General features: G+C 70.2%; 12 protein-coding genes. 2 read left to right on the forward strand and 10 right to left on the reverse strand.

The window, feature by feature from the left end:
* On the forward strand, nucleotides 1–2,735 hold a 2,735-nt coding region (locus VK923_07035), incomplete at its 5' end, for a M14 family zinc carboxypeptidase (protein HSJ44417.1).
* 164 nt (nucleotides 2,736–2,899) lie between these two features.
* Here the strand turns inward: VK923_07035 and VK923_07040 are convergent.
* The 9 genes from VK923_07040 to VK923_07080 form a co-directional block, all read right to left on the reverse strand.
* On the reverse strand, nucleotides 2,900–4,636 hold the full coding sequence (locus VK923_07040; GenBank protein HSJ44418.1) for a helix-hairpin-helix domain-containing protein: 1,737 nt from the start codon (nucleotides 4,634–4,636) through the stop codon (nucleotides 2,900–2,902).
* Between the two features lie 76 nt (nucleotides 4,637–4,712).
* Nucleotides 4,713–6,098, reverse strand: a complete 1,386-nt coding sequence (locus VK923_07045; protein HSJ44419.1) for an ammonium transporter — start codon at nucleotides 6,096–6,098, stop codon at nucleotides 4,713–4,715.
* A 14-nt stretch (nucleotides 6,099–6,112) separates the two neighbouring features.
* The gene (locus tag VK923_07050; protein HSJ44420.1) at nucleotides 6,113–6,625 is read right to left on the reverse strand and encodes a hypothetical protein; all 513 of its coding nucleotides are present in this window, start codon (nucleotides 6,623–6,625) and stop codon (nucleotides 6,113–6,115) included.
* A 198-nt stretch (nucleotides 6,626–6,823) separates the two neighbouring features.
* Complete coding sequence (locus tag VK923_07055) at nucleotides 6,824–7,144, reverse strand: hypothetical protein (protein HSJ44421.1); 321 nt, start codon at nucleotides 7,142–7,144, stop codon at nucleotides 6,824–6,826.
* Nucleotides 7,105–7,860 (reverse strand): hypothetical protein, encoded by a 756-nt coding sequence (locus VK923_07060; protein HSJ44422.1) that lies wholly within the window; start codon nucleotides 7,858–7,860, stop codon nucleotides 7,105–7,107. The genes VK923_07055 and VK923_07060 overlap by 40 nt, the downstream gene beginning before the upstream one ends.
* A complete protein-coding gene (locus tag VK923_07065) occupies nucleotides 7,746–8,657 on the reverse strand; it encodes a MoxR family ATPase (GenBank protein ID HSJ44423.1) in 912 nt (303 codons plus the stop codon). Before VK923_07065 ends, VK923_07060 begins: the two co-directional genes overlap by 115 nt.
* Before the next feature lie 133 nt (nucleotides 8,658–8,790).
* Nucleotides 8,791–9,624, reverse strand: a complete 834-nt coding sequence (locus VK923_07070; protein HSJ44424.1) for a mycofactocin-coupled SDR family oxidoreductase — start codon at nucleotides 9,622–9,624, stop codon at nucleotides 8,791–8,793.
* A 22-nt stretch (nucleotides 9,625–9,646) separates the two neighbouring features.
* Nucleotides 9,647–9,787: an SDR family oxidoreductase gene (locus VK923_07075; protein ID HSJ44425.1), complete on the reverse strand. Its 141-nt coding sequence runs from the start codon at nucleotides 9,785–9,787 to the stop codon at nucleotides 9,647–9,649.
* Between the two features lie 802 nt (nucleotides 9,788–10,589).
* Nucleotides 10,590–11,414, reverse strand: a complete 825-nt coding sequence (locus VK923_07080) for an SDR family oxidoreductase (protein HSJ44426.1) — start codon at nucleotides 11,412–11,414, stop codon at nucleotides 10,590–10,592.
* A 237-nt stretch (nucleotides 11,415–11,651) separates the two neighbouring features.
* Between VK923_07080 and VK923_07085 the strand changes: the two genes are divergently transcribed.
* Nucleotides 11,652–12,335 carry a helix-turn-helix domain-containing protein gene (locus VK923_07085; GenBank protein ID HSJ44427.1) on the forward strand — a complete coding sequence of 228 codons (684 nt, stop codon included), beginning with the start codon at nucleotides 11,652–11,654 and terminating at the stop codon, nucleotides 12,333–12,335.
* Between the two features lie 23 nt (nucleotides 12,336–12,358).
* Here the strand turns inward: VK923_07085 and mftD are convergent, their stop codons facing one another.
* Entirely contained in the window at nucleotides 12,359–13,585 is a 1,227-nt protein-coding gene (mftD, locus tag VK923_07090; GenBank protein ID HSJ44428.1) for a pre-mycofactocin synthase MftD, read from the reverse strand.
* Between the last annotated feature and the right edge of the window lie 321 nt (nucleotides 13,586–13,906).

Consider the following 13,906-nt stretch of genomic DNA (forward strand, 5'->3'; position numbering starts at 1 on the left):
CCAAGCTCGTCACCATCGGGCAATCGACCAACGGAACGGACATCCAGGCGGTCCGGATCACGAAGAACGCGCGTGCCATCCACGACGGTCAGAAGCCGGCGACGGTCTATGTCGCAGCCCAGCACGCGCGGGAGTGGATCACCCCGGAGATGGTGCGGCGGCTGCTGCACCATGTCGTCGACAACTACGGCACCGATTCGCAGATCACCGAGCTGGTGGACACGACCGAGATGTGGTTCATCGTCGTGGCCAACCCCGACGGCTACGACTGGACGTTCGAGCCGGGCCAGCGGCTGTGGCGCAAGAACCTGCGCGACAACAACGGGGACGGGCAGATCACACCCGGTGACGGCGTCGACCCCAACCGGAACTTCCCGACACGGTGGGGCTATGACAACGAGGGCTCGTCGCCGCAGGCGGGCAGCGAGACCTACCGCGGACCATCGCCCGGCTCGGAGCCCGAGACACAGGCCCTCGACAGCTTCATGGGGCGGCTGCGACCCGAGTTCCTCGTCAATTACCACTCCGCCGCCGAGCTGCTGCTCTACGGCGTCGGATGGCAGGTCGCGACGCCGACGCCCGACGACGTGATCTACGAGACGCTCGCGGGTGACGACGAGACCCCGGCCGTCCCGGGCTACGACCCCGACATCTCCGCCGAGCTGTACACCACCAACGGCGAGACGACCGAGCACATGCAGGCCGCGTACGGCGTCCTTGGCTTCACCCCCGAGATGTCGACCTGCCAGACCGTGTCCGCCGCGGACCCGAACGATGAGTGGGAGCCGGCGGCCTGCGCGAGCGTGTTCAACTTCCCCGACGACGAGGAGCTCGTCCAGGATGAGTTCGAAAAGAACATCCCCTTCGCACTGGCCGTGGCGGAATCGGCCGAGGATCCCGCCGACCCGGTGTCGGTGGTCGGGCGGACCGCCGAGGACTTCCGTGTCGACCCCTTCGGCGTGTCCTACGGCGACCCGCAGACCGTGGCCGTCGTCGCCAGGCGCGACCTGGAGGACGTCCGGCTGCGCTACCGCATCAGCGGCGGTGCCGCGCGGTCGGTGCGGGTCGAGGAGTGGCAAGGGGGTGAGCGCTACGGCGACGCCAACGACCGCTACTACGCCGAGTTCCGAGCCGACGTCAGTGGCGCTGGTGCCGGGGACCAGGTCGAGGTGTGGTTCACCGGCGTCAAGCCGGGTGCCGGGCCGGTCGAGAGCGAGCGCTTCACCTACACGCTGGAGCAGAACACCGGCGCGGAGGTGTTGGTCGTCGCCAATGAGGACTACACCGGCGTGAACCCCGACTACCCGGACGGCGTGACTGAGCCGAAGTACGACGAGGCGCATGTCGCCGCCGTCGAGGCAGCGGGGTACGACGCCGACGTGTGGGACACCGACGCCCAGGGCGTCCCCCACGACCTCGGCGTGCTGTCCCACTACGATGCCGTGCTCTGGTACCAGGGCGACAACAGGGTCACGCAGGATCCTGAGGATCTCCTGACCAACACGCCGTTCGGGCAGCTGCCGGACCTGTCGGTGGCCGAGGAGCAGCAGTACCTGACGATGGCGGTCCGCGACTACCTCAACGCAGGCGGCAAGCTGGTCCAAGCGGCGGAGACGGCGCAGTACGAGGGGTTCGTGGGCATCAGCGACGTCGTCGGTGGGCTCTACTACGGCCTCGACGGGGCCCCGGAGGAGGAATGCGTCGTCGAGTCGGTCCCCGGCTTCTTTGAAGACTGCCTGATCCTTGCGGACGACTTCCGGCAGTACTGGCAGGGCGGCTACACCCGGACCAGCACCGGCGACGCGCAGGGATTCCAGGGGATCGCCGAGCCGATCGACGGGTCGTCCGGCACCTTCGGTGGTCCCGCGGTGGCGGACAACCCGATCGACGAGGCAGGGGTGTTCGTCCCGACCAGCGACGTGCTGCCGCCGTCGGAGTTCCCGCAGTTCGCCAGCCAGGGTGCGGCCGAGTACGTGTCGGCCACTGGTGCCAGCCCGTTCGGACCGGTGGAGGGCGAGAACTACGCTGGCGCGCTGCACCAGGACGCGTCCTACATGCGCCTGGCCAGGACGATCGACGTGCCGAGCGGGGCGTCAGCACAGCTGCAGTTCCAGCTGTCCTACAGCGTGGAAACCGCGTACGACCACGTGATCGTCGAAGCGCACACGGTCGGCCAGGACGACTGGACGACGCTGCCCGACCTGAACGCAGGCACGAGCACGGACCCGCCCGCCGAGTGCGTCGCAGGCGGGTTCCTACTGACCCTGCACCCGTTCCTCGGTAACTACCTCGGTGGCGCCGACTGCACGCAGCCCGGCCCGAACGGGGGGACCTGGAACTCCTTCACCGGTTCCAGCGGCGGCTGGCAGGAGGTCGCGGTCGACCTCTCGGCGTACGCCGGGAGTCAGGTCGAGGTGTCGATCTCGTACGTGACCGACCCTGCTGCCGCCGGGATCGGCGCGTTCGTCGACGACACCCAGGTGGTCGTGGATGGCCAGGTCGTGTCCGCGGACGGCTTCGAGGGCGCGACCAGCGAGTGGACCGTCGGCGGCCCGCCCGCCGGGAGCCCCGCGAACCAGGGCAACTGGCAGATCGGGCCACAGCTGCTGACCCTGTACGCCGGTACGTCCACGGAGGACACGCTGCTGCTCGGCTTCGGCCTCGAGCAGCTGTCGACCGACGCCGAACGCGCTGCGCTGGTGCAGTCCGCGCTCGACGGTCTGCTCACGCCGTGACCCGGAAGCCGGTGGACCGGGGCGGGAATGCGTCCGCCCGGTCCGCCGGCCGTGCGCCCGCTGTCCGGGCGGAGCAGGCGCGGTCGATGAGCGTGCGGTCCGGACGCTCGCCAAGTACCGACCCTCGGGGGTACGGGCACCGTCGCACGACGCTGACACCCCGATCAGGATGACCGCGTCCACTCCAGGAAGCGCTCGACGGGCCACGTGTTCGCGACCTGCTCGCGCGGCACCCGGCCACGGCGGGCCAAACGCACGCCCCAGCGGTGGTTGTCGAGGTCACCCAGCCGGTGGGCGTCGCTCGAGATCACGACCAGGACACCGCGGTCCGCGGCCTCGCGCAGGATGTCGGCGGGCGCGTCGAGGCGGTCGAGATGGCAGTTGACCTCGAGCGCAGTGCCGGTCTCGACGCAGGCGTCGAGCACTGCGTCGACGTCCAGCGTGATCCCCGGTCGCCGCCCGATGCGCCGCCCGGTCAGGTGCCCGATGGCGTGCACCGCCGGGTTGCGGATGGCCGCGACCACCCTGGCGGTCTGTGTGGGCACGTCGAGGTCGAAGTGGGAGTGGACGCTGGCGACCGTCCAGTCGTAGCGGGCCACGAACGCCGGGTCGTAGTCGACCGACCCGTCGGCGCCGATGTTCAGTTCGGCACCGTGCAGCACCGCCAGCCCGTCATAGGCGCCACGCAGCGATCGGATCTCGTCGCGCTGGCGTCGCACCGCGTCGCGGTCCAGGCCGTTGATGCGCAGGTCCTCGGCGTGGTCGGTCACCGCGACGTACTCCCAGCCCCGCGCGACCGCAGCGTCCAGCAGCTGGCGCAGCGTCATCCTGCCGTCGCCCGACCAGTCGGTGTGGTCGTGCAGGTCGCCACGCAGCTCACCGACCGCCGCGCACCGCGCCAGGCGGCCCTCGCGGGCGAGCGCGATCTCGTCGGTGCCGTCGCGCTGCTCGGGCGGCACGGGCTGGAGGGCGAGCGCCCGGTAGACCGCATCCGCGTCCGGGCTGTCGATCACCTCCCCGTCCGGCGCGATCAGGCTGTCGGGCGTCAGCCGCTGCGCTCGCGTGGCGGCACGGTCCGTGAGCTGGCGCCAGTGGTCAGCAGCGCAGGTCGCGTGGATCGACGCGGGTCCGAGCCGGCCGGGTGGCACGACGGTCAGCCGGACGCCCGGCCCCTCGAAGGTGCGCAGGGTGACCGCGGACCGCTCGTCGACCGCCGCGTCGCGCACCGCGGGCATGGCGGTGGCGGCCCGCAGCACCGTCGCGGGCAACGCAGCCGCAGCGACCAGGTCGATCGTGCCCACGGTGTCGGACAGTCGCCCCAGGTCGCCGGCCCACGATACCGACACCACGCCCTCCAGCCGGCGGACCATGCGGGTCAGACGCGCGGCATGCCCGACCGCGTCGACGATCGGCAACCTGTCCTCGACTGCGTCGAGGTCGAGGGCTAGGTCACGCAGTGCCTCCCGCAACCGCCGCTCGGTCGCCGGCCCGAGACCGCGGACCGTCCGCACGCGCTGCGCGTCGAGCGCAGCCCGCAGTCCGGCGACGTCGTGTACGTCCAACGCGTCGCGCAACCTGGCCACCGTGCGGGGACCGAGCCCGGGCACGCGCAGCAGCTCCTCCGCGCCGTACGGGTCCAGCGCCCGGAGCTCGTCGAGCCGCGCGATCGTGCCGGTGCGGCGGAGCTCGTCGATGCGAGCGGCCGTGCCCGCTCCGACGCCGGGCAACGCCGTCAGCTCCTCGACGGTCATCCCCAGCACGGCCTCGTCGGTGCTGGCGACCGTGTCGGCCGCGCGCCGGTAGGCGTTCGCCCGGAAGCGGCGCGAGCGGTCGTCGAGCCGCTCGCTCAGGGCGCCCAGCTCGTAGAGCAGCCGTGCCACCCGATGGTTGTCGGTCGCCATGCCGCCAGCATGCCAGCGGCCCACGACACGAACGCCACCGCGGACCCGGAGTCGCCGCCGGCCGGCGACGCTACGCCTAGCCTCGGTCGATTGGGGCCCGCACGTCGGTCACGGCGGGTGCCGCGACGCCGGTCGGCGTGGCGAGGTCACCGCCCGATGTCGTGCCCAGCAGCGCGTCGCCGGTCGTGTAGGCGGTCTCGCCGTGCTCGGCCAGGTCCAGGCCGGTGTCCTCGGTGTCGGAGGCCACACGGACGCCCAGCGTGACAGCGAGCACCTTCACGATCGCGAAGGTGACCACGAACGAGTAGACGATCGTGACCGCGTTGGCCAGCACCTGCTCCACCAGCAGGTCCACGCCGCCGCCGAGCAGCAGCCCGCGGCCGAACTCTCCGCCGAAGAACTCCGGGTCGGCGAAGAGCCCGATCAGCAATGAGCCGACGAGCCCGCCGACGAAGTGGACGCCGACGACATCGAGGCTGTCGTCGACCCCCGCCCTGAACTTGACGCCGACCGCGTAGCAGCAGGCGACACCGGCGATCAGGCCGATGACGATCGGTGACATGCCGGCCACGAAGCCGGCACCCGGGGTGATCGCGACAAGACCCGCGACGATGCCCGAGGCGGTGCCCAGGTTCGTGAAGTGCCCGTCACGGACGCGCTCGACGACCGCCCATGCGAGGCCGGCGGCCGCGGCGGCCAGGAAGGTGTTCACGAACGCCTGGATCGCCACACCGTTCCCCGCGAACGCCGAACCCGCGTTGAAGCCGAACCAGCCGAACCACAGGATGCCCGCGCCCAGCATCACCAGCGGCATGCTGTGGGGCGGGTGGCCCTCGCGCGGCCATCCCCTTCGCCGGCCGAGCACCAGTGCGGCCGCGAGCGCCGCGATGCCCGCGTTGACGTGGATCACCGTGCCTCCGGCGAAGTCCAGCGATCCCCGGACGCCGAGCCACCCGGTGAGCCCGTCCCCCCAGACGCCGCCGTAGACCCAGAACGACACCGGGCAGTAGACCAGCAGCAGCCATGCCGGAACGAACGTCGCCCACGCCGAGAACTTCATGCGGTCGGCGACCGCCCCCGAGATCAGGGCGGGTGTGATCACCGCGAACATGCCGAGGAACGCGACTGCCGCGAGGGTCGTGCCGCCGTCCTGACCCGAGATGCCCATCCCGCGCAGGAACGCCCAGTCGAGGTTACCGATGAACGCGCCACTGCCGCTGTAGGCCAGCGAGAAGCCCACGATCGCCCACACGAGTGGGACGATCAGCAGGCACCAGAAGTTCATCATCATCATGTTCAGGACGTTGCGGCTGCGGTCCATCCCGCCGTAGAAGAGCGCGAGCCCCGGCGTCATGAACAGGACCAGCGCTGACGAGGCCAGGACCCATGCGACGTCACCTGCAGCCATGACCACCCTCCGGTCGTAGGCACCGACGTTGGCGAACGCGTCGGCGGCGACCATAGGAGTCGGGTGTTTCAGCCATGTTTCGGGTCGATGGCGTTTCCGGTCGCCCACCTCGAGCGTCCCAACGTGATCGCGTCCCTCCCCGTGTGCGTGGCAGCCGACCCCGGCCACCCGGCAACACCTGCCACACCCACCCCGCGTGGCAGCTGACGCCGGCCACCCGGCACCACCTGCCACACCCAAGGGGACCGTCCGGCGCTGGCGGACGGCTCCACCCGCACAGGGCGCGTCAATGCGGCGTGACGGAGTCCGATGTGCTCGGCGAACTGTGCGCCGGCGTCCTCCTGCAGGTTGTGCCCGGCCCTCTCGATCGTCACGTACCCCTTGCCCGGAGCGCCGGGGATCCGTGACTGGAACACGGTCTCTGCGCCGGCGGTGATCGGGTCGGAGTCGGAGAAGGCTGTCAGGAACGGCTTCGTCCACGCCTCGAGCACGCGCCACGGGCGGCGCTGGTCCCCCGATGCCGGGTCGACGGGACGGATGGGCACCAGCGCCGGGTAGATGCGCGTCGTTGCGTCGAGCATGTGGTGGGAGGCTGCGCCGGGTCAGCACGTGCTGCTCCTCTCGACGATCCGCCAGCAGGTCCGGATCGACGGGTGCCGTCACCCTGGCGCGACGGCCGCGGTCGCGTCGCCTCCGGTCGGCGTCGACCGCACGCTCGTGCCGCGACCGGTCGGCGTGCCAGATTGCGACAGTGGACGGACCACCGGTCCGCCGTGGGTTCAGGCGCCGAGCAGGTGGTTGAGGGCGGCAGGCACCTGCGTGTAGTTCGCAATCGGCGCGACCTCCCCGTGGCCGCCCGGCGCGAGCTCGCGGGCAAGCTGCTCGTCGTGCTCGCCGTCTGTCTCGAGCAGCACGTGGAGGCGCTCGAATCCCGGCGCGACGTCCCGCGGGTCGGGGTCCCGCGTTGTGCACCGCGTCGGACAGCAGATGCCGATGCGTGTGCGGGCGCGGGCGCGGCGCAGCTCGCGCAGGCCGCTCTCAAGACCGAACGCGACGTTGGTCAGCCCACGGGCTGGGATGCGCAGCAGGTCGCGCAGCACGACCTCTCCACCGCGATGCGTGTCGATGGGCTTGACCAGGGCCGCGTCCTTCCAGAACGCGACCACCCCGAGCTCGTCGTCGATGAGGTCACGGCCAGCGCCCCGATGGCGGCGGCGGCGATGCGCGCCTTCTCCCCACGCATCGACCCGGACACGTCGCCGATCAGGGTGACTGCGCGCCGGGTCTGCATGCGCTCACGCACCAGGACGTCGGTGTCCTCGGGCACGGGACGCTCGGTCAGCACCTCCAGTGTGCGGTCCAGGTCGATGTCGTCGGAGCTGTACCGGTAAGGGGCCGTCATGATCCGGCCCTGCCCGGGTCTGGTGACGCGGTCGCGCGGCCGCCGGCGCACCGACAGGCGACCGGCGATCCGCTGGACCATCGCCGACACCACCGGGTCGATCGCGTGCCCTTCGATCAGGTCCTCGAGCTGCACCGTCTCACCGTGCTCGCCGGTCGGCGCGCCACGCGGGCTACCTACGGCGTCCGTCGGTCTCGCGGGCGTGGACGGACCGCGACCGTTGCCCATGAGCACCAGCCCGCCATCGGCTGTGGAGCGGTACAGGTCCGGCACCGCGTCGAGCTGCTTCGGCTTGCGCGTCAGGGGTCGGCGGGCCTGCCGTGTCGGGCGCTCGCCGGGCGGGAGCCGGTGTTGGATCGGGTTGTCGGCGTCGAGGGCGATGTGGCCGGGCGCGGCGCGCGCCGGGTGGAGCACGAAGTGGTCCTCCCAGATCTCGGTGATGATCTGTTCGGGTGTGGCCTCGGTGATCTCGTCGAGGTGACCCGACCCGACAACGCCAGCAGCGCCGCCTCCAGGATCAGATCAGCACGGACACGATCGTCCTCCGGTTCGCCACGCAACTCCAGCAACCGCTCCACCACGAGCACCAGATCGATCGCACCACGGACACTCGACCCCAACCGCACCGCCGGATGCGACCGCGTCGCACGCGCCAACGCGACCGCATCATCGATCAACCGCCGATCCCCCGACGACGTCCGCAACGCGACGATGTCAGCCTCCTCCCCCGCATCCTGGTAGCCGATCGCCAGACGACACAACCGGTCATAGATGCTCGCCGAGATCCGCGTCGTCCCCACGTTGTCGAACGGGTTCATCGACGCCACCAACCGGAAGCTGTCAGCCGCGGCGATCCGCCCCACCCGCGGCACCACCACCTCACGCTCGGCCATCGCCGTCAACAACGCGTCGAGCGTGTCCTCCGGCGCCCGGTTGAACTCCTCGATGTACAGGAACCCCCCATCACGCATCGCCGCGACCAACGGCCCCGCTACGAAGTTGTCCGCGCTGTAGTCCTCACGCAGCACACGCGCCGGGTTGTGATGACCGATCAGCTTCGCAGGCGTCAGATCGGCGTTGCCCTCCACCATCACGAACGGGATCCCCCACGACGCCGTGATCCCACGCAGGATCGTCGACTTCGACGTCCCCGGCGGCCCCTCCAGCAACAGATCACGACCCGCAGCCACCGCCGCCAGGATCAGATCCAACTCACCACCACGACCCACCAGACCGCGACCCGGCCGCGTCGGGACCGCAACGACCCGTTCTCGTCCATCCAGGCTCCGTTCGCAGGCGCCGTGCGGTGCGGCTGACGGTGGCCCGGCACCGCGTCGGCGACCCTCACCTCTGCGTGGACCCGGCGTCGACCGGCAGCGCGACGCCGGTCACGTACCGTGCCTCGTCGGATGCGAGCCACAGCACCGCGTTGGAGATGTCCCGCGCCTCCACCCAGGGAATCGGGAGCATGTTCAGCGTCATGAACGCGTCCTTCGCGTCATCGAGCGTCGGATGCTCCAGGTCCGGCCGGAACAGCCCGTAGGTTGCCTCGTTGTGGATCATGTCCGTCGCAACCGCGGTCGGGTGCACGCTGTTCACACGGATCATGTGCGGCGCGAGCTCGTTGGCCAACGTCCGCATGAGACCAACGACGCCGTGCTTTGCAGCCGTGTAGTGGGCCGTGTTGGCGAGACCCATCAGACCGGCCGTGGAGCTCGTGAGGATGATCGAGCCACCGTTGCCGGCCTCGATCATCGCCGGCATGACCGCCCGGCACGTCTTCCACACGCCGGTGATGTTGACGGCCAGCATCTCCTCCCACTGCTGTTCGGTGAGCTCGTGCGCCGGTCCGAACCCCGCGATCCCGGCGTTCGCGCTGACGATGTCCATGCGACCGAACTCGCTCACGCCCTCCTGAACAACCGACTCCAGGGCGGCGAGGTCCCGCACGTCGGCCTTGCGGGCCATGATGCGCCGGTCGAGATCCTCGACCAGCTTCGCCGTCTCCGCCAGATCGTCCTCGGACGCCAGTGGGATCACCGACGTCTCGATGTCCTCGCACACGTCGAGCGCGATGATGTCGGCGCCCTCCTCGGCCAGCCGGACCGCATGGGAGCGGCCCTGCCCCCGTGCGGCACCGGTGATCAGTGCGACCTTGCCTTCGACTCGTCCTGCCATTGCGCAGCCTCCTTCGCCGTGGTCATTTCTGGGTGAAGCCGGCATCGACGGGCAACGCGACACCCGTCACATAGCGGGTCTGGTCGGATGCCAGCCAGACGATCGTGTTCGAGATGTCGATGGCCTCGAGCATCTCGACCGGCAGCAGGTTCTCGATGTTCATCTCGGCGCCCTCGTGCTCCTCGAGCCACGCCTGCGTTGCCTCGTGACCACCATCGGCGTGTTCACCGCGGTCGGGTGCACCGTGTTCACGCGGATGTGGTACGGCGCGAGCTCATGGGCCAGCGTTCACGCCAGACCGACCTTCCCTTCCAACAGCCCTGCCATGGCTTCGCTCCTTCGTCCGTGCGCTCAGGCGGCGTTGGTTGCGTTCTGGCCCGCGGCCACGGCGATCGACTCGCCGGTGATGTACCGGGCGCCCTTCCAGCACAGGAAGACCATGGCCGCGGAGATGTCCTCCGGCTCGACCCACGGGATGGGGATCGCGTTGAGCGACTGGAAGATCGGCGCCGCGTCCTCCTCCGTGGGGTTCTCGAGGTCGGGCAGAGAAGAGCCGGTAGGCGGCGTCGTTCTTGATCATCGCGGTGTTGACACCCGTCGGGCAGACGGCGTTGACCGTGATGCCGGAGGCGGCGACCCCCTGCGCGGTCGACTTGACCAGTCCGATGACGCCCCACTTGGAGGCGACGTAGTGGCCGACGTTGGCGAAGCCCATCTTCACGGCCATCGACGACACCGCGTACGGCACTGACCCGAGCTGCGCGGCGACGTCACAGAACGCCACGTCGGCGCCCTCCCGCGCGAACGCGAGCGCATGCGATCGACCCTGACCCCTCGCACCCGCCGTGATGAAGACGGTCCTGCCGTCGAACTGTCCCATTGCTGCCTCCTGCTGGTGTTCGCTGTCCTTCGTGGGCGTCGGCTGTGGTCGGGGATCGGTCACCCTCCTCGGTCGTGGATGGTCATCAGTGGGCCAGCGACCCGCCGTCGACCGCCAGGCAGTGGCCCGTGACACCGCAGGCCGTATCGCCGAGCAGCCACAGCAGCGCGCCGGTCACCTCCGATGGCTGGATCACGGTCTCGAACAGCTGGTGGTGCAGGAACCGGCGATGGACGTCCGCGGCGGTCAGCCCGAGCTCGTCGGCGAGGCCGTCGAGCATCGGCGACTGGACCGTGCCGGGCAGCAGCGCGTTGACGGTGACGCCGTCGGGCGCCAGCTCGATCGCCATGGCCCGTGTCAGACCGATCACGCCGTGCTTGGCGGCGACGTAGTGCGCGAAGTCACCCACCGCCCGCTGGCCCGCGGTCGACGCGATGTTGACGATGCGCCCTCGATCGAACATCCGCACATGGGGTGCCGCGGCCTTCGCGACCCGCCAGACCCCGCCGAGATCGATGTCGATCACCGCCTGCCACTGCGCCTCCGTCAGCTCCCAGAACGGCGCGCTGGTGACGACGGCGGCATTGTTCACCACGATGTCGATGCGCCCGAGCGCGTCGACGGTGGCCGCGACGGCCGCGGCCACCTGGTCGGCGGCGCGGACGTCGGCCACCAGCGGGACGGCCCGCCGGTCCAGCTGCTCGACGCCGGCGACGGTCTCGTCGAGCTCTGCGCGGGTGCCCAGGTGGTAGCTCGGCACGTCCAGGTCAGCGCAGATGTCCAGCGCCGCCACGTCGGCTCCCGCCGCCGCCATCGCCAGGCAGTGCGAGCGGCCCTGCCCGCGTGCGGCGCCGGTCACCAGCGCGACCCGCCCCGTCCGGTCGGGTGCCACGCCGTCGGCTCCCGGCATCGTTCACCTCCCTCCCAACCGATCGAGTTCTGGGGTGGCAGAACCACCTGGAATCGATCAGCTCCTCAGGAGTATGGTGCATCGAATCCCACCAATTCCGTGGCCGCAACTCAGTTCAAGACGAATCCCGATGAAGTTCTCGTGTCACCAGACTGTCCGGTGAATCACGTGCACAGACACCGGGCCGAATCCGGCGACGGCGTCACGCAGCCGGCCGCCGGTCGCGCGTGACGCCGCATGTCCCGGAGAGACCACCTGCGCATCTCGGACGCGTGCCACGTTCTCGGCATCAGCCGGTCCACACTGCTGGCCGCGGAGGAGGCGGGCCTCATCACGGCCGGGCGAACCCCGGGCGGCCACCGCCGGTTCGCCCGTGAGGAGCTCGAGCGCTACCTCGCCACGCACGGCGGGTCGGCGTCGTCCGACGACCCCGTAGCGCACCGGCCCGGCGCCGGTCCCGGCCGCGAACGCGTGGCCACCGACCTGCGCATCGCACTGCGCGAGCTCGTCCAGCTGGTCGACGCCACCTGTGCCGGCGTGTACCTGCTGGACCACGACCGGCTCGCCTACTGCGCGGGCTTCGGCATCCCCCGCTGGCAGGCGGACAGGCTGCTGTCCACCGCACCCCCAGACGCGGTGGTCAGCGCACTGGGTACCAGCCGGCTGCGCATGGTCGACGCCACCGGCGTCGTTTCGCGACCCCGGGGCGGTCAGGCCGTCACCCTGCCGATGCTGTCGGACCGCACACCGCTCGGCGTGCTGTTCGTCGTGGGGCGCGCCGGCCACGAGCTGCTGCCGGGTGAGCTGCGGATCATCGCCGCGGCGCAGCGGATGCTCGCGCTGCTCGTCGACCGCCTGCAGCGACTCGCGGATCTGGAGCGACGGCTCAGCGGCGTGCGGGATCTGGCTGCGTCGTCGTGAGGACGAGCGTCAGCGCGCCGTGATCAGGTGGACCGTTCGTGCAACGCAGAGGTCCCCCGCAGGTGCCCACGTGGACCGCCGAGGCTGCGGACGAAGTCCGGCGGGATGACGAGGTCCTCCCTGGACAGCTCGTGGATCGACGACCGCCGCAGACCCATCAGGGCGGAATCGAGGCCGTTGCGCAGGATGTCCAGCACGTTCTCGACCCCGGCCTGGCCGTTGGCCGCAATGCCCCACAGGTACGCCCGGCCGATGAGCACCGCCTTCGCTCCCATCGCGAGGGCCTTCAGGACGTCGCTGCCTCGCCGGATGCCACCGTCCATGAGCACCTCCACGTCGTGGCCGACCGCGTCGACGATCGCGGGCAGGGCCCGCAGCGACGCGGGAGTGCCGTCGAGGTTGTTGCCACCGTGGTTGGAAACCGAGATGGCCGTCGCACCTGCGTCGACCGCGGCCTTGGCGTCGTCGAACCGCATGATGCCCTTGACCATGAACGGTCCGCCCCACTGCTCGCCGAGCCATCGGATGTCGTCCCACGTCGGCTGCGGCGTCTGCATCCACTCCCCGTACGCGCCGAAGAACGTCGGCTCGGGCTGACCAGGCACCTGCATGTTCGGCACGGTGAGCGCCGGCGGGTGCAGCGTCCTCGCGTAGTCCATCAGGTAGCGGAACTTACCGCCCAGGATCACCTCCGGCGCGTACCGCAGCATGGTCCGCACGTTCATCTCCGACGGGATGGCAGGACTGCCCCAGTCGCGGGCGTGCGAGAACGACCAGTCCAGGGTGACGATCAGGCCCACGGCGCCGGCCCGGCGCGCACGCTCGACCCGGTAGGCGATGTCGTCCCTCGATCCCGACCAGTAGGTCTGGAAGAAGGTCTGCGGATTGGCCTCGACGACCTCCTCGACCGGCCTGCTGCCGAAGGCGCCGAGTCCAATCGGGACGCCGCGGTTCGCGGCCGCGCGCGCGACGGCCACCTCGCCTTCGGGATGCACGGCCTGCACGCCTGTGGGCGAGATCATCACCGGCATCGACCACGGCTGCCCCATGACGGTGGTGGACTGATCGCGCGCCGCGGGCAGATCCACGATGTGGGGGGCGAGTTCGATCTCGCTGAACGCCCGCAGGTTGTCGCGTAACGTCGTGCCCTGCTCCGACCCCGCGACCAGAGCCATGTACACCGACCGCGGAAGCCTCCGCCTGGCTCGCCGTCGCGCCTCGAGCACGGTCTCGAACCAGTCGCTGGCCATCATCCCTCTCCTGTCAGGGTCGAGGCGTGGGGCGCTCGCGGAGTCGTCCTGGCGCGAATGTAACGGCACAAGGGCCGTCCGACAGGCCATCGACATCGCGGTACCCGGGGGCGGCTGGACGCTTCACCGAGCCCTGACAGGCGGAGGACAGCAGACGTCCTACGCGGTCCTTCTCGCCATCTGATATCGGTCCCAGCATTCGTCACAATAGAAGCTGGGGGTTGCGTTCTTGCACTTGGGGGTTATGCAACGACGTAATGAGATGATTACGTCCTGCTTCTTCGTTGCGCGCCGCCGGAAGCGTTTCATCTACTTACTCTC

Source organism: Euzebyales bacterium, assembly GCA_035461305.1.
In the GTDB taxonomy this organism is placed as follows: Bacteria; Actinomycetota; Nitriliruptoria; order Euzebyales; family JAHELV01; genus JAHELV01.

Bases quoted from the DNA above. Each gene is read 5' to 3' on its own strand.
- VK923_07040 (HSJ44418.1), bottom strand. From the start codon at position 4,636: ATGGCGACCGACAACCATCGGGTGGCACGGCTGCTCTACGAGCTGGGC.
- VK923_07045 (HSJ44419.1), bottom strand. From the start codon at position 6,098: ATGGTCGCCGCCGACGCGTTCGCCAACGTCGGTGCCTACGACCGGAGG.
- VK923_07050 (HSJ44420.1), bottom strand. From the start codon at position 6,625: ATGCTCGACGCAACGACGCGCATCTACCCGGCGCTGGTGCCCATCCGT.
- VK923_07070 (HSJ44424.1), bottom strand. From the start codon at position 9,624: ATGGCAGGACGAGTCGAAGGCAAGGTCGCACTGATCACCGGTGCCGCA.
- VK923_07075 (HSJ44425.1), bottom strand. From the start codon at position 9,787: ATGAACATCGAGAACCTGCTGCCGGTCGAGATGCTCGAGGCCATCGAC.
- VK923_07080 (HSJ44426.1), bottom strand. From the start codon at position 11,414: ATGCCGGGAGCCGACGGCGTGGCACCCGACCGGACGGGGCGGGTCGCG.
- VK923_07085 (HSJ44427.1), top strand. From the start codon at position 11,652: ATGTCCCGGAGAGACCACCTGCGCATCTCGGACGCGTGCCACGTTCTC.
- mftD (HSJ44428.1), bottom strand. From the start codon at position 13,585: ATGGCCAGCGACTGGTTCGAGACCGTGCTCGAGGCGCGACGGCGAGCC.